Origin of the sequence: Lacticaseibacillus kribbianus (assembly GCF_020180945.1) — a bacterium.
Classification (GTDB): Bacteria; Bacillota; Bacilli; order Lactobacillales; family Lactobacillaceae; genus Lacticaseibacillus; species Lacticaseibacillus kribbianus.
Genome location: NZ_JAIPUL010000002.1, coordinates 245,746 through 267,828 on the forward strand (window position 1 = coordinate 245,746; position 22,083 = coordinate 267,828).

The following is a 22,083-nucleotide window of genomic DNA, read 5'->3' on the forward strand; positions in this document are numbered from 1 at the left end:
CGACGATAACCAGGGCGGAGCAAGGCGCACTTAGCGGGACACATAGCGTAGCGCTGGCACTTGGACCCGCACTTAGGTCCAAGTGCCGGTGCAAGCTATGGGCTCCCGCGTTGCCTTGAGGAGCCCGACGATAACCAGGGCGGAGCAAGGCGTACTTGGCGTGACACATAAATTAGGTGCCCCGGCCCGCTTTCCAACAAAAGATGACAAAAACGTGCCCCCTTCGGTCGAAGGGGGCACGTTTTGCGTCTGCAAGGAAAATTTATTTTCAGTCAAATGAGGCACGGTGCAGGCGCGCAATCTATTGCCCGCGGCGGACGAAAGGATAGGGGGCGCCGGCGCCGTAACATTATTTAACTTCTTTGCCGCCGGTTGGACCGACGAAGTGGGCGAGGTGCGCGCGCAAAAACTGGCCGGTGTGGCCGCTGGACTGCGCGACCTGTTCCGGGGTGCCGGCAGCGACGACGCGGCCGCCGCGGCTGCCGCCTTCCGGGCCGAGGTCCAGGATGTAGTCGGCGTTGGCGATGACGTCCAGGTCGTGCTCGATGGCCAGGACCGTGCCGCCCTGGTCGATCAGGCGCTGGAAGACGCCGAGCAGCGTCTGGATGTCCAGCGGGTGCAGGCCGACGCTGGGCTCGTCGAAGACGAACAGCGTGCCTTTTTGCGTCCGGCCCATGTGCGCGGAGAGCTTCAGGCGCTGGGCCTCGCCGCCGGACAGGCTCGGCGTGCTTTCGCCCAGGTGCAGGTAGCCCAGCCCCATGTCGTGCAGGGTGGCCAGCGCCTGCGCGATGGCGGGCTCATCGGCGAGCACCGCCTGGGCCGCGTCGACGTCGAGGTCCAGCAGGTCGGCAATCGAGTAGCCGTGCCACTTGATCGCCAGGACCGCCGGGTTGTAGCGCTTGCCGCCGCACGTCGGGCAGGTCTGCTGCATGTCCGGCAGGTACTGGATGTCCAAGTTGATGGTGCCGGTGCCGCCACAGGTGGGGCAGGCGCCGGCGGCAACGTTGTAGGAAAAATTGCTGGCGGTGTAGCCGGCGGCCTGGCTTTCGGGCAGCGCGGCGAACAGCGTGCGCAGGTGGTCGAGAATCGGGGTGTACGTCGCCACGGTGCTCCGCACGTTTTTGCCCACCGGCGCCGCGTCGATCGCCACCACGCGCCGCAGCCCGCCGCGGTGCAGGTCGCGCACGAAGGCGGGCGCCGGCTGGCTGCGGGTCGCAGACAAGGCGGGCACCAGCGCATCGAAGACCAGCGTCGACTTGCCGGCGCCGGAGAAGCCGGACACCACCGACAGCCGGTTGAGCGGAAAGGCCGCGGTGAGGTCGTGCAGGTTGAAGCGGTCGGTCACCGTCAGCCCGAACGTCTTGGTCGCGGGCGTCGGCTGCGGCCGCACGCGCAGCGTGGCCGCCCCGGTCAGGAAGGGCCCGATCAGAGAGGTCTTGGCCGCGGCAATCTCGGCCGGGGTGCCCTGGTTGATCAGGCGGCCGCCGCCGGCCCCGGCGACGGGCCCGATCTCCAGCACGTGGTCGGCGGCGTCGATGATGGCGGTGTCGTGGTCGACCACCACCACCGAGTTGCCCTGCGCGACCAGGCCGCGCATCACGCCGATCAGCCCGGCGACGTTAGCCGGGTGCAGGCCGATCGACGGCTCGTCGAGGACGTACAGCACGCCGGTGGTCTGGGTGCGCAGCGTGCGCGCCAGCTGGATGCGCTGCAGCTCGCCGGTGGACAGGCTCGCGCCGGCGCGGTCGAGGCTCAGGTAGTTCAGCCCCAGGTCAATCAGGGGCTTCAGGATGCCGGTCAGCTCGCGCAGGATGTCGTGGGCCAGGGGCTGCATGTCCACCGGCAGCGCGGCGTAGACCTCGGGCACGAAGGCGGCAAGCTCCTGGAGCGTCATCGCCGAGACCTCGGCGATGGTTTTACCGGCCAAAAGCTGGCCCAAAAGCGTCGGGTTGAAGCGCGTGCCGTGGCAGGTCGGGCACAGGCCGAACACGTAGAAGCGGTTGAGCCGCGCAATCGCGCGCTCGTTGGTCGTGGTGGCCATCGAATCCAGCACCGCGTTGTACGCGTTCTCGTACACGGCGTTGTCCATGTGGAAAATTTTCCCCGTCTTGGAGGGGATGTTGATCGCGTAGTGGTTGCGCGGGCCGTGGCGCACGAAGTCCTGCTGCGCGGCCGGCAGGTCCTGGAATGGCGTGTCGATGTCGATGCCGGCGTACTGGGCGACGATCTGCATGAAGTTGCGCCCCGGCAGCCGCCAGGAGGCGACGGCGCCGTCGCGAATCGTTTTGGTCGGGTCCGGAATCAGCCTTTCTTCGGCCAGCCGCTTGGCCTGGCCGGTGCCGTCGCAGGTGGGGCAGGCGCCCACGGAGTTGAAGGCGAAGGATTCGGCGCCGAGCAGGGGAAAAACGGCGCCGCACACCGGGCAGGTCGCCGTCGCGTCCTTGCCAGCGACGTCCATGGCGTGGGCGATCTCAAGCGTCGCGGGCAGCTGGTGACCGTTGGGGCAGCGCGGCGACCCCAGCCTGGAAAACGCCAGGCGGATCACGTTCAGCGCCTCGGTGGTCGTGCCGACCGTCGAGCGGATGCCCGGCACCACTGGTCGCTGCCGCAGGGCGATGGCGCTTGGAATGTGGTGGATCGCGTCGACCTGGGCGTGGCCGACCTGGCCCAGCCGGCGCCTGGTGTAGGTGGACAAAGCGGAGACGTAGCGGCGCATGCCCTCGGCGTACAGGACGCCCATGGCCAGCGACGACTTGCCGGCGCCGCTTGGGCCGGTGATGGCGACCAGCTGGTGCAGGGGGATGGTGACGTCCAGGTGCTTGAGGTTGTTGACGTGCGCGCCTTGGACGATGATTGCGGATGGTTCCATGTGTTGACCTTCTTCGTGGTGGGGCCGCTGGGGCAGCCCGGGATTACCTTTATCCTACCACAACGCAAACAGGACACGCGGTGGCGTGTCCTGGAGGTGAGGCAGCGGGTGGCAAGCGGCGGCCCGCATGTTGGCTCGGGGCCGGCCGGGTTGTGGGCGGTCGCGGCGCTCAGTCCATGAAGAACCCGCGGGTGCGATCGGCGAACTTGGGCAGGAACTCGTGGCCGTACTCCGGTAGCGTGATCAGCTTTTTCTCGCCGGTCAGCTGGTTGTAGCCGGCGAACTGGGTGGCCAGGGGCACCACCTGGTCGGCAAGCCCCATGCCCCAGATCAAAGGCGTCTGGATGCGCCGCGCGAAGTGGCTGACGTCGATGTACTCGAGCGCGTCGAAGAACTCGGCTTCGTGCTCGTGCAGCGGGTCGCGGTAGCGGAACCAGTAAGCCAGCTGGTCGTAGCCGTTGGTCTCGGCGCCCAGCGCGTAGGCCTTGCGGTAGTCGCTCAAAAACGGGTAGTAGACAACGGCGCGGTGGATGGTCGGCACCAGGCCCAGGAGCGCCAGCGTCAGGCCGCCGCCCTGGGAGCCGCCCATCGCGTACAGCCTTTTTGCATCGACCCCCGGCAGCTCACCCAGCAGCCGTGCGGCCAGCGCGACGTCGAGGAAAACGCGCCGGTAGTAGAGGTTCTCGGGCCCCTCTTCGATGCCGCGCACGATCAGCCCCTTCAGCGTCCCGCCGCGCGTGGCCGTGACGTCCTCGCTCAGGCCGCCCTGACCGGGGCAGTCCAGCGCCAGCACGACGAAGCCCTCCGCCGCCCAGCCGAACTTGTCGGTGAAGTCGCCGGCGTCGCAGTGGTAGCCGTGAAACAAAAGCAGTCCCTTGTGCGGAACGGCAGGATCGAAGTGCTTGGGCCGAATCAGCTGCGCGTGCAGCCGGGCGCCGTCGATGCCCGTGAACCAAAGGTCGTAGGGCGCCGCGACGTTGCTGGGAATCGCCACCGGCGTTTCCTTGGGTGCCGGGTCCAGCGCGGCCACCTGCTGCAGCCCGCGGGCCCAGAAGTCATCGAAGTCGGCCGGACGCACGCCCGAGCCGCGGTAATCCGCAAACTGGCTCAGGTCGCTCATGCCGACGCCTTCTCAATCAGGGCGAGGGCGGCGGTCAGCACTTTTTCTCCGTTCATCGTGCCGTAGTCGCGCATCTCGATCATCGCGACGGGCACGGCGACCTTCTTGCTCAGCGGCGCGAACATGTAGCGAATCTGCGGGCCGAGCATCACGACGTCGGGGTGGAATTTCTCGACGTCGGCCGGCACCGCCGACGCGCCGACGGCAAAAATCTCCGCGTCAAGGCCGCGGTCCTTGGCCGCCGCCTGCATCTTCGTCACCAGTAAGCTGCTGGACATGCCCCCGGCGCACGCCAGCATAATCGTCAATTTTGTCATCGCAAAGCCTCCAGAAGAAATTGGCCCGCCCGGCGGCGAACCTGACTTCAATTATGACTCTTTGGCGCGAAATGTAAACGGTTACCCGAAAGCGTGTCATCGACAGGGTTTGATCCGCTAGAATGGTCTCTGCCGTCCAGTCGGCGCTTTTCCGCCCTCTAAACGGGTTCCAAAGCACAACGCGGCGTCGGTTGGCTACGCACTGACGCCGAGGCAAAGACCGCCTCAACGTCAGCGCTAGGCCAGCCGCACCGCTAAGCCCGCGCTTTTCCACCCTCCAAACGGGCTCCAAAGCGCAACGCGGATACGGCTAGCTACGCTGGGGCGCTCGGGCCAAAGACCGGCCCAAGCACCCCAGCTAGGCTACCCGATCCGCTAAGTGCGCGCTTTTCCGCCCTCTCCAAACAAAAATCCCGTCGCTCGCGGCGACGGGATTCACGTGCATATTATGACTTCTGCCGTCTACTGGATTCGAACCAGCGACCTCATCCTTACCATGGATGCGCTCTACCTACTGAGCTAAGACGGCATGTTGTTGGTAAAACAACTGCCTGATTAATATACAATATTTCCGGGTGTGGTGCAAGCCTTTCGGGTAAAAAGTTTGTCCCTGCTTAACTTTCCCCGTTCCACTCCGAATGGAACTCATCGAGGAAGGCGAGCATCACGGCCTGCCGGTGAACGGCTAGGCGGCGGGGCCGCCGGGGTGTTCATCAGGTCGGCCAGCTTCAGGAGCTTTTCGTCGAAGTGCTTCAGAATCGTGCTTTCGGTACTCCGATAACCGGCCGCGTCGAGCTGGGTGCGCGGGCGAATCGCCGGGTCGTACAGCTTGCTGCCGTGAGCGCCGCCGTACATCATGGTGCGGGCGATGCCGATGGCGCCGATCGCGTCCAGCCGGTCGGCGTCCTGCACCAGCTGGCCCTCGAGGCTCAGCGCCTGCTTGCCGCCCAGGCTGGCCTTGAAGCTCATGTGGTCGATGATGGCGATCACTGCCTCAGTTTCGGCGGGCGTGGCGCCGGCTTCGGTCAAAACGGTCAGGGTCGCGGCCTTGGCTTCGGCGACGTCCGCCACCAGCTTGTCGTCGTAGGTGTCGTGCAAAAGCGCCGCCGCCACGGCGATGTCGGCGTCGGCCGCCGGCGTCTGCGCGAGCAGGGTGCTGGTCGTGGCGACCACCCGCGTGATGTGATCCATGGCGTGGCCGCTGGCGTCTTGGGCCAGGACGGCACGGGCGTGGGCCCAAAGTGGTTTTTCCTTCATGGGAGCCTCCTAATTCGTTGAGTTCCGTTACTTCACCCCGTTACAATTGAGTTAAGGAGGGTGCCGATATGAAACTTAAATACTTGCAGATGAACCAGACGCTCAACCAGTTCAATCGCCTCAGCCCCGCCATCGATGACACGATGCGGCCACTGTCCCAGCAGAACCTGCTGTTTTGGGTCGCGGCCGAGGATGCGCCGCCGACCCCGACGGCCCTGGCCGAGGCGATGGGCCTGACCAAGGCCGCCATCACCAAAATGCTTAACCCGCTGATCGACGATGGTCTGTTGACCAAGACGACCGACGTGCGGGACAACCGCAGCTTCACCCTGTCTCTGACCGACGCCGGCCACCGCGAGGTCGCGGCGCTGAGCCCGACGTACTTCGAGCCGATGAACCGCCTGCGCGAGGGCATGGGCAAGCGCCAGTTCGACCAGCTGATCGAGCTGTTGGAAGTGGCGAACGAAGTGCTGATTGACTAGAGGGCGGAGCGAGGCGAACTTAGCGGATCGGGTAGCCTAGCTGGGGTGTTTGGGCCGGTCTTTGGCCCGAGCGCCCCAGCGTAGCTAGCCGTATCCGCGTTGCCTCGCGGAGCCCGTTTAAAGAGAGGGCGGAGCGAGGCGAACTTAGCCGGTCGATTAGCGTAAGCCCGGCGCTTGGGTCGCACTTTGGCCCGAGTGCCGGGCTTAGCTAAGCGAACCGGCGTTGCCTCGCGGAGCCCGTTTAGAGAGAGGGCCGAAAAGTGCGCACTTAGCGGGTCGGATTGCCTAGCCAAGGCACTTGGGCCGGTCTTTGGCCCGAGTGACTTGGCGTAGCAAGCCGCACCCGCGTTGCGCTTTGGAGCCCGTATAGAGAGAGGGCGGAAAAGCGCGCACTTAGCGGGTCGGGTAGCCTAGCACTAGCGTTGAGGCGTTCTTTGCCTCGGCGATAGTGCGTAGCTAGCCGCACCCGCGTTGCCTCACCAAGCCAGTTTCGCCGCCTGCCCCGTGCAGGCGGCTTTTTGCTGCGCCCAGCGCTTCGACCATCGTATCACAGATTGCCCGCGTTGGCCGGGTTTGGTGTATAGTTACTGGTAACCAGAAGGGAGTGAGGCGCATGCGCCGCCAGGTAGGCCTTACCATCGGCCGGCTGTTCATCGTGGCCGGTCTGTTCATCCTGTACCAGCTGGTGTCCGCGTTCGTGCTGGCGCCCAACCTGATCCGCCCGCAGACCGTGACGGCCAGCGCGCTGTGGTTCACGGTGCTCTATGGCGGGCTGCTGCTTGCGCTGTGGCGCGTGTACCAGTTTTTCTTGAGGGATGATAAACCACAGCTTTACGGCCTGCGCCGGTTCGACGCGCCGGTCGCGCGGTTCATGGCGCTGATGGTGGCGGCGCTGGTGCTTGTTCAGGTCGCGTCCAGCCTGCTGATCAGCTGGCAGGTGACGCCGGAAGCGCAGAACCAGGCCGACCTGATTGAGATGATGCAGCAGGCGCCACTGCCGATGGTGCTGATCACCGTGGTCGGGGCGCCGCCGGTCGAGGAGCTGCTGTTTCGTGGGCTGTTGATGCACAGTTTTCCCCACCAGGACCGTGTCGGCTGGCGCGTCGCCAGCGGCGTGACCTCGTCCGTGCTGTTCGGCCTGGCGCACACCGGCTTCACCGATCCGCTCAACCTCGTCATCTACGTGGCCATGGGCGGGGTGTTCGCCGCGACCTACGCCTACACCCGCGACCTGCGCTACGACATCGGGCTGCATTTTCTGAATAACTTCGCCGCCCTGTTCCTGTGACCAAAGGAGGAATCGCCGTGCTGTACGCGCCGCTGTTTGAAAACGATGTGCCGACCGCAACCGTTGCCTGACCCTCAGTCAACCGTTGAAAGGATGCATCATGCAAGTTAATCTCAGTTCCGAAGTTGCTGCCGCGGGCCTCGCCCCGCTGGCGTTCACGTTCACCGGCACCAACGCCGAAGACAGCACCGCGCTTTGGCAGTCGGCCATCGCGCCGCTGATCGCCGCCTGCCCGTACCAGGCCCCGGCGGACGTGGCCAAGGACCCGGCCATCGCCGCGATGCGCGCGGTGTACAAAAGCCTGGGCAAGGACCCGAGCCGCTACCGGCCGTCGCAGGAGGCGCTGTGGCGCCGCATCGCGCAGGGCAAGGGCCTGTACCAGGTCAACCGCGCCGTCGACCTCAACAACTACCTGTCTTTGGCCTTTCGCGTCAGCTGCGGCCTGTACGACCGCGCCGCGCTGGTTGGCCCCGTCACCCTGACCGTCGGGGCGCCGGGTGAAAGCTACCAGGGCATCGGCAAGGGTGCACTCGCCCTCGACCACCTGATTGTGGCGGCGGATGACGCCGGCCCGTTCGGTAGCCCGACCAGCGACTCACGCCGCAGCCTGGTGACGCCCGCGACCACCGATTTTCTGCTGATCGCGTACGCGCCGCGGGGACAGGTTGACCCGTCAGCCTTCACCGCCGCGCTGACGCGGCTCGCCGGGCAGGCGCTCGGCAGCCGCGACGTGGCGGCCCTCGCCGTCGAGCGGTAGCCGCCCGCCGTCTGCGTGATTTTAATGTTTCGAACCGAACCGCTGTCGGCGTCATGTGTGCCTGCAGCGGTTTTTGGTTGGCGCCAAGATTCTTAGCCCGTATTTCCCGGGCAATACGCTGGTCTTCTCGCACCGCCGGTTGCATACTGAAGGCAGTGGAGGTGGGCGAGATGTTTGGAGAGCGATTGGCGGCGGCGCGGCGCGCGAAGGGGTGGACGCAGGCACAGCTGGCGGAAAAATGCTGCGTGTCGCGGCAGACCATTAGCAGCTGGGAGAACGGGCGCAGCTACCCCGATCTGGCGTCGTTAGTCACGCTTGGCGACACCCTCGCGGTCAGCCTCGATGCGCTGCTGAAAGGGGATGCCCCGATTCGCGCGGCCCTGGCGAAGCGCCAGCGGCTGGCGGCCAGCGCGCGGCGGGTGCTTTGGGCCTGCTACGGCGTGGCAATCGCGTTGATGCCGCTGCTGATCTGGGAGCTGCCGGCGCCCTTTGCCATGGGCTGGGCGGCCAAGTGCGTGGCTTGGGTGGCGCTGTTTGCCAGCATGTTTGCCCTGGAACGCACGCAGACCCTTCTGACCGCGCTGACGGGCCGACCGCGGTTTACGAGGCGGCCGGGCCAGGCCGTCAGCTACGCGCGCCCGCGCTGGCGTCGGCCACCGCAATAGACACAATGAGGCCACCCTGCGGCTGCGGGGTGGCCTCTTCATGATTAGTCAGATGGTGGCGACGCCGGCGATGGTCGGCACCCGGTCGTACAGCGCATCCGGCAGCGCGGCAATCAGCGGGCTGACCGCGTCCAGCGCGACCAGCACCAGCGTGCGCAGCGCGCGGGTGGCGAGGGTGTAGAGCACGTCGCGGTCGCTTGCCTCGTGGTAGGTGGCGGCGGAGACGTCAAACCCCACCACCGCGTCGAACTCCAGCCCCTTGGCCAGGTACACCGGCAGGATCACGCAGCCGGTGTGCATCTGGTGGTCGGCGGGGGTCAACAGCGTGACGGGCACGTCCAGCTGCAGGCTGGCGTACAGCTTCGCGGCGGTGTCGGCGTCGCGGGTCAACACGGCGACGGTGTGGTTGACCGCCAACAGCTGCGTCAGCGTGGCGATCAGCGCGTCGCGGTAGCCGGTGCGCGGCAGCACCGCCACCTGGGGTCGAGCGCCGTCGCGGTTGAACGCCTGGATGCGCGAGCCGTCGACCAGCAGCGCCTTGGCGAACTCGGTGATCGGCCGCGTCGAGCGGTAGCTGCGCATCAGGTTGACCTGGTGCACGCGCAGGCCGGAGAAAACGTCGCGGATGCTGTCCAGGCTCGCCGGCTGGTAGCCGCTTGAGAACACGTCCTGCAGCGCATCGCCGAGCAGCGTCATTTTGGCCTTGGGGAAGGCGTGGTGCAGGTAGCGCAGCTGGGCCTGGCTGTAATCCTGCATCTCGTCGATGAACACGTTTTGCATCCGGTGGTTGACCCCGCCGCCGGTGATGGCGTCGCGCAGCCACAGAACCGGCGCCGCGTCCGCCAGGCGCAACGTGTGGGCCTCCAGGTCGGCGCGGTAGGCCGAAGTCGCCGCGGCCCAGACCGGGGCGGGCACCGGTGCGGCGACGGCTTCAAGGAAGCGGCCGTACTCCTGGTAGACGTCGAGGAAGTAGTCGTTGTAGATTGCGTCGTACACCGGCGCGTAGGCCTCCTCAACCAGCTCGCGGGCCAAAAAGCGCGCCTCGTCGTCGCTTGCAAAGCTTCGCCCGTCCAGGCGGGCGCGGGCCTCGCGGGAGGACATGCTGCCCAGTTTCTCTTGCACCCAGTCGTCGTCTTGCGCCATGCCGACGCGCAGGCGCAGGCGGCTAATCAGGGTGTTCTTGGTGTCCAGGAACTTGTTGGCGGCCGTCGCGCCCGCCGGCTGGCTCGCATAGATTTTCGCGATGGTTTTGGCGGCGAAGAACACCTCGCCGTTCAGCGTGATGTCGACGAAAAACGGCACGCGCGCGGGTTCGGCCAGGTAGGCGTCGATGGCGTCCAGGTAGGCCGCGCGCTCCTTGAAGCGGCGGATGCGCTGCGCCGCCTCGGGCAGGCCGGCCAGGTCGCGCTCGTAGCGCTCGAACAGCGTCTCGACGTGCAGGCCGGAGAAGCGCTTGGCGAAGAACTCGTAAAGCGTCGCCTGGCGCGTGTTTTTCTCCCCGAGGCTCGGCAGCACCGCCGAGACGTAGTTGGCGAACAGCTGGTTGGGCGAAAACAGCACCATCTGGTCGGCGTCCAGCGTCTTGCGACTGTGGTACAGCAGGTAGGCGACGCGCTGCAGCGCCGCCGACGTCTTGCCCGAGCCCGCGACGCCCTGCACGACCAGCACGTCGGCGTCGGTGTCTCGGATGATGTCGTTTTGCTCCTTTTGGATGGTCGCGACGATGTTTTGCATCAAGGCATCGCTCTGCGACCCGAGCACCGCCTGCAGCACGGCGTCGCCGACGGTTTCGTCCGTGTCGAACAGGTTGGTGATGCGCCCGTCCTCGATCATGAACTGGCGCTTGTTGTTAAGCGTTACGGTGACCGGCCCGACCGGCGCCTGGTAGGTGACCGGTCCGAGCGTCCCGTTGTAGTAGACGCTGGCGACCGGCGCGCGCCAGTCGTAGACGAGAAAACGGTCCGCCTCATCGATGAACGTGCCGGTGCCGATGTACAAGGTGTCTTGCTCGCCGTCCTGTTCGATGTCGATGCGGCCAAAGTAGGGCTGCGGCAGCAGGCGGCGGAGGCGGTCCTCCTCGTGGCCCAGGATGGTCTCCGTTTCCACGGCGCGGGCGACCATCATCTTCTGCTGCTGCACGGCCGCGTTGGTCTCCATGCGGTCGTCGATCTCGGTGATGTTGACACGGGTGGCCTCGCCGTACGCCTGCTCGACGCGGGTGGTCTCACGGTGTGCCGCCTCCTGCTGTGCGGTGACCGCGGCCAGCCGCGCCGTCATCTTCTCGCGCACCGCGTCCACGCGCGCCTGCTCCTGCTGCCTGATCGATTCCTGCATGTGCCCCTCCTGACCGGCGGCCGCGGCCGCCTAATTGAGTCCATCCAGTCTAGGCGTTTTGGCCGGATTTGTAAAGCCCTGCGCCGGTGCGGGGCCGCCGACTTGCCCGGCGCGTGGCCCCGCGCCGCCACCGACCGCCGCCACCGACCGCCGCCACCGACCGCCGTCGCGCGACCACCGCGACCGACCGCCACCGACTGTTGCGCGGCCGCGGCAATCCAGCCCCGCGCCGCCGCGCACGGCAAAAAACCGCCTGCGGTTGGCAGGCGGCTGGGCTCAGCGCTCGATGTGCTCCCAGGCCGAGGTCTGATTGGTGTTCAGCACGATTTCGCGCGACTTGCCGATGCACTTGATCAGGGACACGAAGTCGGCAACGTTCACCACGTACATCAGGCCAAAGGCGAGCGGTGCCCGCACCAGCAGCTGCCACCGCTCGCGGCGCGGCAGGTGGGCGTCGCCAATCACGGTGGACACCGAGACGAAGGCGTAGACGATGGCGGTGCCGACCAGGGTGGTGAAGTCGGTGTAGCGGTAGAGCAGAAAGCCCATCAGGCAGAGGAAGAACGGCTCGAGCAGCATCATCAGCTCCTCGAAGAAGATAATTTTCGGCAGCTTCCACCACGTCAACGTCGGGCTGTACTTGGCGAGGTCGCGGGAGAAAAACAGGTCGCGGTTCTTGATCAGCGCCTTGAAGCGCCCGTACTTCCAGCGCAGCCGCTGGGTCTTGAGGTCACCGAAGTTGTGCGCGGCCGGCGTGTAGCAGGGGACGTCGTCGGTGTAGTCGATGTGGTAGCGCCGGTTGCCGAAGTGGTGGATCAGCTTCATCGACAGGTCGATGTCCTCGGTGATGGAGTCGGTGCTGTAGCCGCCCACCGCCAGCAGCGCCGTTTTGCGAAAGGTCGACCCGACGCCGCCGACGATGTACTCGAGGTTCAGCGTCGGCTCGGCCTCCTTGTACTTGTTGCCGATCAGGTACTCGAGCTTCTGCGCGTACTCAACCGCGCTGTGGGCGGATTCGATGACGACGTGGGTGGCGGCCGCAATCAGCTTCGGGTCGGCCTCGAAGTGCGCGACCATCGCGGCCAGCGCGGTGGGTCCCAGGGCGGAGTCGCCGTCGAGCGCCATGACGATCTCGTGGACCGCGTGATTGGCAATCGCGTTGTTCAGCGCGTGGGCCTTGCCGGCGTTGGCCTGGTGAACGACGGTCAGGCCGGGCAAGTCGGCCGCGAGCCCATCCAGAATCGCGGCGGTGTTGTCGGTTGAGCCGTCGTCGACCACGATGACCTGCTTGTTGGGGTAGGCGTTGGCGAAAACCGAGCGCACGCACTTGGCGATGTCCTTCTCCTCGTTGTACGCGGGGATGATGACGGTGATGCCGGCCGTGGGCGCCGCCCACTCACGCGCGGCGCGCACCTTGCGCACCTTGGTGAAGTTGGCGATGGTCAGCGAGATGAAAATGCGGGCGTAGTTGAATATCGCGAGTAGCACGATCAGACGGATACAGAAGTAAAACATGGCACATCTCCTTAGTGAGCGGGGTGAATAATCCACGAGGTATGAGGGACGAGTGCACGCGGCTGGTCGGACTGTATTGGCGGCGACTTGTGACTGATAAAGTTGAATTAATTGATTGTCTCTATAAGACATTATATAGTATCGGCAAGACATGATGGAAGCGATAAGGCGCGGCGCGCGCCGTGCCGGCTAAGTGCGGCCCAAGCGCCAGTGCTAGGCTACCCGATCCGCTAAGTGCGCTTTGCTCCGCCCTCTAAACGGGCTCCGCCGCGCAACGCCGGTTCGTCTAGCTAAGGCCGGTCATTGGGCCAAAGTGCGGCCCCAACGTCCAGCCTTACGCTAGCCGACCGGCTGAGTGCGCGCGGCTCCGCCCTCTATTTAAACGGGCTCCGCCGCGCAACGCCGGTTCGTCTAGCTAAGGCCGGTCATTGGGCCAAAGTGCGGCCCCAACGTCCAGCCTTACGCTAGCCGACCGGCTGAGTGCGCGCGGCTCCGCCCTCTATTTAAACGGGCTCCGCCGCGCAACGCCGGTTCGTCCAGCTAAGGCCGGTCATTGGGCCAAAGTGCGGCCCCAACGTCCAGCCTTACGCTAGCCGACCGGCTGAGTGCGCGCGGCTCCGCCCTCTACTTAAACGGGCTCCCCAAGGCGACGCCGGCGCGGCTAGCTACGCCGAGTCACTTGGGCCTAAGCGCGGGCCCAAGCGCCTCGGCTAGGCTACCCGGCCGGCTAAGCTCGCCTTGCTCCGCCCTCTATTGACACCGCCTCCATTCCCCCTTATGATTAAGCCAGACGTCAATGCACGCGATGAGTAGCGCAAGTGGTTGGTCAGGAAGCCGCCGGGAACTGGGAAGGCGACGCAACGCTTGCGTGAATTGGCTCGCGTGGGACTACGGTGGGTGCGCCTTAAGCCTCGAGTGGCCGCAATGCGGCAAGATAGGTGGTACCGCGCACAGCCGCCCTATCCAGTGGGATAGGGCGGCCTTTTTTTGGAATTAGGAGGAAAAAACATGACCAAGCACACCATTTTGACCGGCGATCGTCCGACCGGTCGCCTGCACATCGGACACTACATTGGCAGCCTGCAAAACCGCGTGGCGCTGCAGAACTCCGGCGAGTACAACAACTTCATCATGATCGCCGACACCCAGGCGCTGACCGACAATGCCCGCAACCCGGAGAAGATTCGCAACTCTCTGATGGAAGTCGCGCTGGACTACCTCGCCGTCGGCATCGATCCGGCCAAGTCCACGATCCTGGTCCAAAGCGGCGTGCCGGCTTTGACCGAGCTGACCATGTACTACCTGGACCTCGTCTCCGTGTCGCGCCTGAACCGCAACCCGACGGTCAAGACCGAGATCAAGCAAAAAGCGTTCGGCGAGTCCGTGCCGGCCGGTTTTCTCATCTACCCGGTCTCCCAGGCCGCGGACATCACCGCGTTCAAGGCCGACACCGTGCCGGTCGGCGACGACCAGGAGCCGATGCTCGAGCAGACGCGCGAAATCGTGCGCACCTTCAACCGCACCTACAACAAGGAGGTGCTGGTCGAGCCCGAGGGTTACTTCCCGCCTAAGGGCCAGGGCCGCCTGCCGGGCATCGACGGCAACGCCAAGATGAGCAAGTCGCTGAACAACGGCATCTACCTGGCCGACACCGCCGACGTGGTGCGCAAGAAAATCATGTCGATGTACACCGACCCCAACCATATCTACGTCGAGGACCCGGGCCAGATCGAGGGCAACATGGTCTTCACCTACCTCGACATTTTCGACCAGGACAAGGCCAAGGTGGCCGAGCTCAAGGCCCAGTACCAGCACGGCGGCCTCGGCGACGTCAAGATCAAGCGCTACCTCAACGAGGTGATGGACGGCATCCTGACGCCGATCCGCGAGCGCCGCGAAACCTACGCCAAGGACATGGACCAGGTCGCCCAGATCCTGATCGACGGCACGGCCAAGGCCAACGAGATCGCCAACCAGACCCTGGAAGAGGTAAGAGACGCCATCGGGTTCAACTACTTTAAGTAGAGGGCGGAGCCGAGCGCACTTAGCCGGTCGGCCAGCGTATGACTGGACGTTGGGCCGCTCTTTGGCCCAATGACCGGTCATAGCTGGACGAACCGGCGTTGCTCGGCGTAGCCCGTTTAAGTAGAGGGCGGAGCCGAGCGAGCTTAGCGACAACGACAACAAAGCAAGGCCGGTCCCCGGCGCTGATTCACTCAGCACCGAGGACCGGCCTTGCTGTAGCCTTGATTCAACTCGCGCCCGTCACGCCACCCGCGTGATGAGGTGCTCGACCACCCACAGCCCGCCGTAGACGAGCACCGGGAACCAGAAGTTGACCAGGCCCAGGCGCCACGCACGCTGCTCTTCCGGCCGCGGGCGCCTGAGGTACGTCACCAGCCGCCAGATGGCCGCGACGAACACCACCCAGTACGCCCAGTTGCCCAGGCGAAACGCCGTCAGCGGCACGAACTGCTCGCGGGCCACCACGTAGCCCACGAGGATGAACGCGGCCAGGTACGCATCGAACGTGAACGACCGCCACCACCCCACCTTTTTCATTCGAATCCCCCCAATTCTAGTATTCGTGCAAGCGATTACACACTGACTATACCGCGCGCTGCCGGGGAATCAAGGGGGGGTGATGAGAATACGGTGAGCGTTCAAAAAGACCGCGGCTTCGCAAATCATGCTAGAGACTGATGGCGAGATCATGCGGCATGTTACAATATGGGTATCTAAGACCATGAAGGAGAAACTTATGCAATCGAGAAAACTTAGCCCGGTCGCCGTGACCGGGATCGTGATCGGGGTCATCGCGCTGTTCGTCGCGATTTTCGGCGTCAGCACCTACAACGGCCTGGCCAAGCAGAATCAGGCCGTCGAGGCGCAGTGGAGCCAGGTCGAAAACGTGATGCAGCGCCGCGCCGACCTAGTGCCGAACCTCGTGTCCGCGGTCAAGGGCCAGATGAAGCACGAGACCCAAATTTTTGACGACATCGCCAAGGCCCGCAGCGCGTACGGTAGCGCCACCTCCACCAAGGATAAGGCCGACGCGGACGCCAAGCTGAACCAGTCCGTTGGCACGCTGTTGAACGTGATTCAGGAGAGCTACCCGGACCTCAAGAGCTCCGGCAACGTCTCGACCTTGATGACGCAGCTTGAGGGCAGCGAGAACCGCATCGCCGTGGAGCGCAAGCGCTACATCGACGCGGTGCGCGACTACAACTCAAGCGTCGTCACCTTCCCGAAGAACCTGTTCGCCAACATGATGGGGCTGGGGCAAAAGGCGACGTTCAAGGCCGACCCGAGCGCCTACAAGGTGCCGACCGTCGACCTGGATGACTGAGGCCCGCGATGACAAAACGCGCGTGGTGGCTCGGCCTTTTGCTGCTGCCGCTGGCGCTTGGCCTCGCCAAGCCTGAGGCCACCCAGGCGGCGACTTTGCCGGAGCGGCCGGCGGCGCACTACTACTACGACGGGCTCGACCTTCTGACGGGCACGACGCAGGAGCTGATCGATCAGAAGAACCAGTACTACCAGACCACAAGCCTTCAGCCGCAGATCGGCGTGGCGGTGGTGAAGTCGACCGGCGGCGACGCCATCGGCCAGTACGCCCCCGACCTGTTCGCCAAGTGGGGCATCGGCAAAAAGGGCGAAGACAACGGCGTCCTGATCGTTTTTGCCGATAACGACGGGGCGCACAACATGCGCATCGAGGTCGGCTACGGCCTGGAGGGGGAGCTGACCGACGCTTTGGCCGGCCGCATCCTGAATCAAAACCTCAAGGACATCAAGGCCAAGTCCGACGCCCGCGTGAACAAGGCGATCACCAACGTCTTCAACGCCGTGGCGACGGTGGTCGACAAGAAGTACAAGTTCCCCAAGGACGACAACACGGTGTCGGACGCGCGCATGGCGAGCTACCGGCAGGCGTCCGGTCAAGGCGGCGACCGCGGGTCCAACCTGCTGGTGCGCATCGTCGGCCTGTTCTTCGTCGTGGTGATCGTCGTGATCATCCTCGGCATGGGCGGCGGCGGGCGCGGTGGCCGAGGCGGCCGCGGAGGCGGCGGCTGGTGGCTCTGGTGGCTGCTCGACATCCTGCTGTCCGGCTCGCGCCGCGGCGGTGGCCCGTTCGGCGGCGGCGGCTTTGGCGGTGGCGGCTTCGGCGGCGGCGGCGGCTCCAGCTGGGGCGGCGGCAGCTCCGGCGGCGGTGGCGCCGACGTCTAGGCAACTCACACATCAGGAGGGTAGGGACTCCGCTTCGGCGGGGTCCCTTTCCTGTGCCCGAGGCGGTGCGGCACACGTGGCCTTGTCTGGCCGCTCGGCAGCTGCGGGGCCGGCGCTCACCGCAGCCCGGCCGGCGGGTAGACCACCGAGCGAGGGTGTGGCCTGCCGAATCGCCGGCCGGGTGCCTTCGGCCGGTTCCTGTCAGCGCCGCCAATTCCGGTGCGGCGGCGACGACGCGAAACTTTTTGGCGGTGGGGGGTCCCGTGGTTCGGCCAAGTGTGATAAGGTGTACCGAGATTGGTAATCATGCGGGGCGACCCGCCACGTCACACACAGGAGGCAAGCGTTGCGCACTTTGACCAAGGGCAATCCCCTTAAGCTGGTATTCTTCTTCACGATTCCGCTGTTGATCGGGAACGTCTTTCAGCAGCTCTACAGTTTCATGGACGCCCTGATCGTCGGCCGCACCATCGGCAAGGCCGCGCTTGCCGCGGTCGGCGCGACCGGCAGCGTCAACTTCCTGATCATCGGCTTCGCCCAGGGCACCACGGCCGGGCTGTCGGTGCTGACGGCGCAGGCCTACGGGGCCCGCGACGCCAAGGGGGTGCGCAAGAGCTTCGGCACCAGCGTCTGGATCACGCTCGGCATCTCGCTGATCCTGACCGTGCTGGCCGCCGGGCTGACCCGGCCGATCCTGACCTTGATGCAGACGCCGCCGGAAATCCTGAACGACTCGGTGTCCTTCATCCGGGTGATTTTTTACGGCATCATCGCGGCCATGGCGTTCAACCTGCTGTCCAACATGATGCGGGCGCTCGGCGACTCGCGGACGCCACTGTTTTTCCTGATCATCGCGACCATCATCAACATCGCGCTGGAGTTCCTGTTCATCCTCGGCTTCCACTGGGGCGTGGCCGGCGCCGGCTGGGCGACGGTGACGGCGCAGGTGGTTTCGGCCATCCTGTGCTGGGTCTACATTAAAAAGAAGATCCCGATGCTGAACCTGCGGCGCGAGGACCTCGCCATCGACTGGCACGAGATCAAGCACCACCTGGTGGTCGGGCTGCCGATGGGCTTTTCCATGTCGATCATCGCGATCGGCTCCGTCATCCTGCAGGTGATGCTGAACACCTTGGGCACCAACGCCGTGGCGGCCTACACCGCGGCGGGGCGGATCGACCAGCTCGCGACGCTGCCGGCGTCCTCCTTCGGCGTGGCGATGGCGACCTACGCGGCCCAAAACCTCGGGGCGCGCGAGTACGGCCGCATCCGCCAGGGCGTCCACCAGACGCTGGCGCTCAACGTCGGCATCTCCGCCGCGCTCGGCGCCTTGATCATCGTGTTCGGCAAGCCGCTGGTCAACCTGTTCCTCGGCCCGAACCAGCCGGCGGTCACCGCGCTTGCGCAGACCTACTTCCACTACAACGCCAGCATGTACTGGCTGCTCGCGATCCTGTTCACGATGCGAAACCTGCTGCAGGGGCTGGGCCACACGCTGGTGCCGACCGTCGCCGGGTTCTTCGAGCTTGCGATGCGCGCTTTCGCCGGCATCGTGCTGGTCAGCCAGTTCGGCTTCGCCGGCGCCTCGATGGCCAACCCACTGGCCTGGGTCGGCTCCGTCTGCGTGCTGATCACGATGTACTTCCGCACGATGCGCAAGATTAGGCAAAAAGAGGACGCACAGCGCGGCGCCTTGGCGGATGGCCTGGACGACCACCCCGAGGCCAGACCGTGACGGACAAGAAGGCCTGGCGGCAGCTGCTCGCCCTCCTGCGCCTGATGAGCGCGCTGATCCTGGTCACTCTGGTGATCCTCGGCGGCCAGGCGCTGCTGGGCCATTTTCTCACCAACAACGTGATCGAGGGCACCTCGATGGAGCCGACGCTGCGCCCGGGCGACCGCGTGGTGGCGGTGCGCAAGGTCACGGTCAAGCAGAACGACATCGTGATCCTGCACGGCCCGGATAACCCGGCGCGCACCTACATCAAGCGGGTGATCGGCATGCCCGGCGACTTCGTCTGGGTCAAAAACGAGCGGCTGTACATCAACGGCCAGCAGGTCGCCCAGCCGTACCTCGAGGCCAAGTTCATGGCGGCCTCCGTCAGGCTGTGGGCCAAGCAGCAGCACGTGACCACCAGCGGCCACTTCACCGACGACTTCACACTGGCCACGCTGAAGGCGACCCACCGCGCCACCGTGCCGGCGGGATCCTACTTCGTGATGGGCGACAACCGCCGCGTGTCCTACGACAGCCGCAACTTCGGCTTCGTGAAGCGGGCCGGCATCATCGGCGTGGTCAAGTGGCGCTACTGGCCGCTGAGCAAGGCGCAGACGTGGTAGCGCGACACAAAAAAGCCTCAGCTGATGCTGAGGCTTTTTTGATGCACGGAATCACGGCAGGTCGTTGCCGGCCGCGAAGTACAGGTCGTACCACTCCTGCGCCTTGAGCCGGATGTTGCCGGCCTCGGCGATTTCCTGGATGCGGTGCGCGTTGGTGGTGCCCGCGATCACCTGGGTGCCCGGGACCCGGATCAGCCAGGCGGAGGCAATCGCGTTCTTGTTGGTGTGGTAGGCGTCGGCGAGCTCCTGCAGCTTGGCGTTGAGCTTCGGGAACTTCGGGGAGTCGATGAAGACGCCCTCGAAGAACCCGTACTGGTAAGGGCTCCAGGCCTGAATCGTCATGTGGTGCAGGCGGCTGTACTCGAGGATGCCGCCGTCGTGGTCGACGGAGCGGTCGTCGGTCATGTTGACGTGGATGCCCGAGTCGATCATGCCGGTGTGCATCAGGGAGAACTGGAGCTGGTTGGCCACCAGAGGCTGGCTGACGGCCGACTTCAGCAGCTCGATCTGCGTCGGGTTGCAGTTGGACACGCCGAAACTGCGGACCTTGCCGCTGTTGTGCAGCTCGTCGAAGGCGGACGCAACCTCTTCGGGTTCGAACAGGGCGTCTGGCCGGTGCAGCAGCAGCACGTCGAGGTAGTCGACGCCCAGGCGCTTCAGGCTGCCGTCGACCGCCTCGATGATGTGGTCGTGGGACCAGTCGTAACGCTTTCCGGACACGATGCCGGCCTTGCTTTGGACGATGATGTCCTCGCGGCTGAAGTTGGCGTTCTTCAGCGCCTGGCCGAACAGGGTCTCGGCCTTGCCGCCGTCGTAGATGTCGGCGTTGTCAAAAAAGTTGACGCCGGCATCGTGCGCCGCTTCCAGCAGGTTGGTGGCGCCGGCCAAGTCGAGGCCGGTGATGCGCATCACGCCAAGGGCGATGGCGGATGCCTTCAGGCCGCTTTGGCCCAGGTCGATCATTTTCATAAGTTATCACCTCGCGGCTAGTGTAGCACATCGTGAAAGCGGGTGCAAGCCCGCCGGCACCCGGGTTGCGTGGGGTCGGCCAGGCGGTTTTTTTCACTCACACTTGCGGGGGCGGTTGTGATACAGTGAGCGTCAGAAAGGGGGCGACCGACATGCCAGAACCGACCATTATGGAGATGTTTCGCTTCGTGTTCGGCACGGTCTTGAAGCAAAAGGGGCTCTTGGTCTTGAACGTGGCGGCCCTGAGCCTGACCACGGTGCTGGGGTTCGTCGTGCCTCAGATCACCCAGTACATCATCGACACGGTGATCCCGCAGCGAAGCGACACGCTGTTAATCGCCGCGATTGCCGCGCTGCTGGCGACGGCGGCGGTGCTTGCGGTGCTGAACTTCCTGTCGACCTACTACATGAGCGTGATGAGCCAAGACGCCATCACCGGGCTGCGCAACGACTTGTACGCGCGGATTTTGCGCCAGGACACCGCTTTTTTCGAGGCCAGCAAAACCGGGGATCTGATGACGCGCCTGACGTCCGACGTCAATAACCTGCAGAGCCTGATCTCCGCGAACATGCTCAACGTGGTGGGCTCGGTGTTCACCTTCTGCGGGGTGCTGGCGCTGCTGTTTTGGATCAACTGGCAGATGGCCCTGGCCGTTTCCCTGACGTTTCCCCTGATCTACGCGATCCAGCGGGTGTTTCGCCGCCGCATCCACCGCGCGTTCCGCCGCGCCCGGGCGAGTCAGGCACAGATGTCCAACCGCATGCAGCAGACGCTGACCCAGATCGATCTGATCAAAAGCTACACCGCGGAGCCTTGGGAGACCGCGCGCTTCAACGCAATCGCCGCGACCAACCGGGACAACATGGTCGACGCCGGGCGCAACCAGGCGCTGTTCAACCCGCTTGTCGACACGGTCAACTACCTCGGCACGGCGATCGTGCTGTTCTTGGGCGCCCACTTCATCATCCAAGGCACGCTTTCTGTCGGCCAGCTGGTCGCCTACCTGTCGTACGTCGGCATGGTCCAAAATCCGATTCGCACCCTGGCGCGCCTGCTCAACCAGCTGCAACAGGCGCTGGTGTCTTACGGGCGCATCAGGGCGGTGTCGGCACTCGCCCCAAGCGTCGTCGATCAGCCCGGCGCCGGGGCGTTCCCCAAGCTGCAAGAGGGGATCCACCTCGACCAGGCCAGCTTCAAATACGGCCACGCCCAGATCCTGCGCGGGGTGAGCTTCGACATCCCCGCCGGCAAGACCACGGCGCTGGTCGGGCGCTCCGGGGCGGGCAAAACCACCATTACGCGGGTCCTGACGCGCCTGTACGACCTGAACGGCGGCAGCATCCGCTTCGACGCCACCGACCAGCGCGCGATTCGCCTGCGCGACTTGCGCCAGCACATCGCCGTGGTCAGCCAAGACATTGCCATCCTGGACGGGACCGTGCGCGACAACATCGTGTACGGGCGCCCCGGCGCGACCGATGAAGACGTCTGGCGGGTGCTTGAGCTCGCGGATCTGGCCGCGTATATCCGCACGCTTTCGGCGCAGCTCGACACGCCGGTCGGCGAGCGCGGGGTGCGCCTGTCGGGCGGGCAAAAACAGCGGCTGGCGATCGCCCGCGCCCTTTTGAAGGACGCCCCGATCATCATCCTGGACGAGGCGACGGCCAACCTGGACAACGAATCGGAAAAGGCCATCCAGCAGGCCCTGGCCCACCTTTTGGCGGACCGCACGGCGCTGGTGATCGCCCATCGCCTCTCCACGGTGCACAACGCCGATCAGATCGTGGTGCTAGACGCCGGCGCGGTGGTGGAGGTCGGCACCCACGCCGCGCTTTTGGCCCGCGGTGGGGCGTACGCTGCCCTGTACCAGGCGCAATTCGCCTGATCGGGCCGGCTGGTGAAACACGTGGTAAAATGGGGGTAACAGACAGGAGGGGCA

The 22,083-nt window shown here is 65.2% G+C and carries 17 protein-coding genes, 1 tRNA gene and 1 pseudogene; 10 read left to right on the top strand and 9 right to left on the bottom strand.

Features of this window, described 5'->3' with window-relative positions:
- Positions 1 to 349: 349 nt before the first annotated feature.
- The 5 genes and pseudogenes from LE416_RS08375 to LE416_RS08395 all read right to left on the bottom strand — a co-directional run bounded on the left by LE416_RS08375 (position 350) and on the right by LE416_RS08395 (position 5,563).
- Positions 350 to 2,869, bottom strand: a complete 2,520-nt coding sequence (locus LE416_RS08375) for an excinuclease ABC subunit UvrA (protein ID WP_225048050.1) — start codon at positions 2,867 to 2,869, stop codon at positions 350 to 352.
- Positions 2,870 to 3,038: 169 nt separating this feature from the next.
- On the bottom strand, positions 3,039 to 3,989 hold the full coding sequence (locus tag LE416_RS08380; RefSeq protein WP_225048051.1) for an acetylxylan esterase: 951 nt from the start codon (positions 3,987 to 3,989) through the stop codon (positions 3,039 to 3,041).
- The gene (locus LE416_RS08385; RefSeq protein WP_225048052.1) at positions 3,986 to 4,306 is read right to left on the bottom strand and encodes a PTS sugar transporter subunit IIB; all 321 of its coding nucleotides are present in this window, start codon (positions 4,304 to 4,306) and stop codon (positions 3,986 to 3,988) included. Before LE416_RS08385 ends, LE416_RS08380 begins: the two co-directional genes overlap by 4 nt.
- A gap of 456 nt (positions 4,307 to 4,762) precedes the next feature.
- Positions 4,763 to 4,835, bottom strand: a tRNA-Thr gene (locus LE416_RS08390).
- An 85-nt stretch (positions 4,836 to 4,920) separates the two neighbouring features.
- A pseudogene (locus LE416_RS08395) lies at positions 4,921 to 5,563 on the bottom strand (HD domain-containing protein).
- 68 nt (positions 5,564 to 5,631) lie between these two features.
- Between LE416_RS08395 and LE416_RS08400 the strand changes: the two are divergent.
- The 4 genes from LE416_RS08400 (at position 5,632) to LE416_RS08415 (ending at position 8,755) form a co-directional block, all read left to right on the top strand.
- On the top strand, positions 5,632 to 6,045 hold the full coding sequence (locus LE416_RS08400; protein WP_225048053.1) for a MarR family winged helix-turn-helix transcriptional regulator: 414 nt from the start codon (positions 5,632 to 5,634) through the stop codon (positions 6,043 to 6,045).
- A 613-nt stretch (positions 6,046 to 6,658) separates the two neighbouring features.
- On the top strand, positions 6,659 to 7,333 hold the full coding sequence (locus LE416_RS08405; protein ID WP_225048054.1) for a CPBP family intramembrane glutamic endopeptidase: 675 nt from the start codon (positions 6,659 to 6,661) through the stop codon (positions 7,331 to 7,333).
- A gap of 100 nt (positions 7,334 to 7,433) precedes the next feature.
- The gene (locus LE416_RS08410) at positions 7,434 to 8,090 is read left to right on the top strand and encodes a B3/B4 domain-containing protein (protein WP_225048055.1); all 657 of its coding nucleotides are present in this window, start codon (positions 7,434 to 7,436) and stop codon (positions 8,088 to 8,090) included.
- A gap of 170 nt (positions 8,091 to 8,260) precedes the next feature.
- Positions 8,261 to 8,755, top strand: coding sequence for a helix-turn-helix domain-containing protein (locus tag LE416_RS08415; RefSeq protein WP_225048056.1), 495 nt, complete (start codon positions 8,261 to 8,263; stop codon positions 8,753 to 8,755).
- 48 nt (positions 8,756 to 8,803) lie between these two features.
- Here LE416_RS08415 and helD read toward each other — a convergent pair whose 3' ends face one another.
- Positions 8,804 to 11,089 carry an RNA polymerase recycling motor HelD gene (gene helD, locus LE416_RS08420; RefSeq protein WP_225048057.1) on the bottom strand — a complete coding sequence of 762 codons (2,286 nt, stop codon included), beginning with the start codon at positions 11,087 to 11,089 and terminating at the stop codon, positions 8,804 to 8,806.
- 276 nt (positions 11,090 to 11,365) lie between these two features.
- Positions 11,366 to 12,604, bottom strand: a complete 1,239-nt coding sequence (locus tag LE416_RS08425) for a glycosyltransferase family 2 protein (protein WP_225048058.1) — start codon at positions 12,602 to 12,604, stop codon at positions 11,366 to 11,368.
- 1,008 nt (positions 12,605 to 13,612) lie between these two features.
- Between LE416_RS08425 and trpS the strand changes: the two genes are divergently transcribed.
- Positions 13,613 to 14,629 carry a tryptophan--tRNA ligase gene (trpS, locus tag LE416_RS08430; RefSeq protein ID WP_225048059.1) on the top strand — a complete coding sequence of 339 codons (1,017 nt, stop codon included), beginning with the start codon at positions 13,613 to 13,615 and terminating at the stop codon, positions 14,627 to 14,629.
- A gap of 240 nt (positions 14,630 to 14,869) precedes the next feature.
- Here trpS and LE416_RS08435 read toward each other — a convergent pair whose 3' ends face one another.
- Positions 14,870 to 15,166, bottom strand: a complete 297-nt coding sequence (locus tag LE416_RS08435) for a hypothetical protein (protein WP_225048060.1) — start codon at positions 15,164 to 15,166, stop codon at positions 14,870 to 14,872.
- A gap of 199 nt (positions 15,167 to 15,365) precedes the next feature.
- Between LE416_RS08435 and LE416_RS08440 the strand changes: the two genes are divergently transcribed.
- The 4 genes from LE416_RS08440 to lepB all read left to right on the top strand — a co-directional run bounded on the left by LE416_RS08440 (position 15,366) and on the right by lepB (position 19,174).
- Positions 15,366 to 15,953, top strand: coding sequence for a LemA family protein (locus LE416_RS08440; RefSeq protein WP_225048061.1), 588 nt, complete (start codon positions 15,366 to 15,368; stop codon positions 15,951 to 15,953).
- Between the two features lie 8 nt (positions 15,954 to 15,961).
- The gene (locus LE416_RS08445; protein ID WP_225048062.1) at positions 15,962 to 16,834 is read left to right on the top strand and encodes a TPM domain-containing protein; all 873 of its coding nucleotides are present in this window, start codon (positions 15,962 to 15,964) and stop codon (positions 16,832 to 16,834) included.
- A 346-nt stretch (positions 16,835 to 17,180) separates the two neighbouring features.
- Complete coding sequence (locus LE416_RS08450) at positions 17,181 to 18,569, top strand: MATE family efflux transporter (RefSeq protein WP_225048063.1); 1,389 nt, start codon at positions 17,181 to 17,183, stop codon at positions 18,567 to 18,569.
- Complete coding sequence (lepB, locus tag LE416_RS08455) at positions 18,566 to 19,174, top strand: signal peptidase I (RefSeq protein WP_225048064.1); 609 nt, start codon at positions 18,566 to 18,568, stop codon at positions 19,172 to 19,174. Before LE416_RS08450 ends, lepB begins: the two co-directional genes overlap by 4 nt.
- A 51-nt stretch (positions 19,175 to 19,225) precedes the next feature.
- On the opposite strand, the gene LE416_RS08460 is transcribed toward lepB, so the two are convergent.
- Complete coding sequence (locus LE416_RS08460; protein WP_225048065.1) at positions 19,226 to 20,143, bottom strand: aldo/keto reductase; 918 nt, start codon at positions 20,141 to 20,143, stop codon at positions 19,226 to 19,228.
- A 152-nt stretch (positions 20,144 to 20,295) separates the two neighbouring features.
- Between LE416_RS08460 and LE416_RS08465 the strand changes: the two genes are divergently transcribed.
- Positions 20,296 to 22,029 carry an ABC transporter ATP-binding protein gene (locus LE416_RS08465; RefSeq protein WP_225048066.1) on the top strand — a complete coding sequence of 578 codons (1,734 nt, stop codon included), beginning with the start codon at positions 20,296 to 20,298 and terminating at the stop codon, positions 22,027 to 22,029.
- The last annotated feature ends 54 nt before the right edge of the window (positions 22,030 to 22,083 follow it).

Bases quoted from the DNA above. Each gene is read 5' to 3' on its own strand.
- LE416_RS08375 (WP_225048050.1), bottom strand. From the start codon at position 2,869: ATGGAACCATCCGCAATCATCGTCCAAGGCGCGCACGTCAACAACCTC.
- LE416_RS08380 (WP_225048051.1), bottom strand. From the start codon at position 3,989: ATGAGCGACCTGAGCCAGTTTGCGGATTACCGCGGCTCGGGCGTGCGT.
- LE416_RS08385 (WP_225048052.1), bottom strand. From the start codon at position 4,306: ATGACAAAATTGACGATTATGCTGGCGTGCGCCGGGGGCATGTCCAGC.
- LE416_RS08400 (WP_225048053.1), top strand. From the start codon at position 5,632: ATGAAACTTAAATACTTGCAGATGAACCAGACGCTCAACCAGTTCAAT.
- LE416_RS08405 (WP_225048054.1), top strand. From the start codon at position 6,659: ATGCGCCGCCAGGTAGGCCTTACCATCGGCCGGCTGTTCATCGTGGCC.
- LE416_RS08410 (WP_225048055.1), top strand. From the start codon at position 7,434: ATGCAAGTTAATCTCAGTTCCGAAGTTGCTGCCGCGGGCCTCGCCCCG.
- LE416_RS08415 (WP_225048056.1), top strand. From the start codon at position 8,261: ATGTTTGGAGAGCGATTGGCGGCGGCGCGGCGCGCGAAGGGGTGGACG.
- helD (WP_225048057.1), bottom strand. From the start codon at position 11,089: ATGCAGGAATCGATCAGGCAGCAGGAGCAGGCGCGCGTGGACGCGGTG.
- LE416_RS08425 (WP_225048058.1), bottom strand. From the start codon at position 12,604: ATGTTTTACTTCTGTATCCGTCTGATCGTGCTACTCGCGATATTCAAC.
- trpS (WP_225048059.1), top strand. From the start codon at position 13,613: ATGACCAAGCACACCATTTTGACCGGCGATCGTCCGACCGGTCGCCTG.
- LE416_RS08435 (WP_225048060.1), bottom strand. From the start codon at position 15,166: ATGAAAAAGGTGGGGTGGTGGCGGTCGTTCACGTTCGATGCGTACCTG.
- LE416_RS08440 (WP_225048061.1), top strand. From the start codon at position 15,366: ATGCAATCGAGAAAACTTAGCCCGGTCGCCGTGACCGGGATCGTGATC.
- LE416_RS08445 (WP_225048062.1), top strand. From the start codon at position 15,962: ATGACAAAACGCGCGTGGTGGCTCGGCCTTTTGCTGCTGCCGCTGGCG.
- LE416_RS08460 (WP_225048065.1), bottom strand. From the start codon at position 20,143: ATGAAAATGATCGACCTGGGCCAAAGCGGCCTGAAGGCATCCGCCATC.
- LE416_RS08465 (WP_225048066.1), top strand. From the start codon at position 20,296: ATGCCAGAACCGACCATTATGGAGATGTTTCGCTTCGTGTTCGGCACG.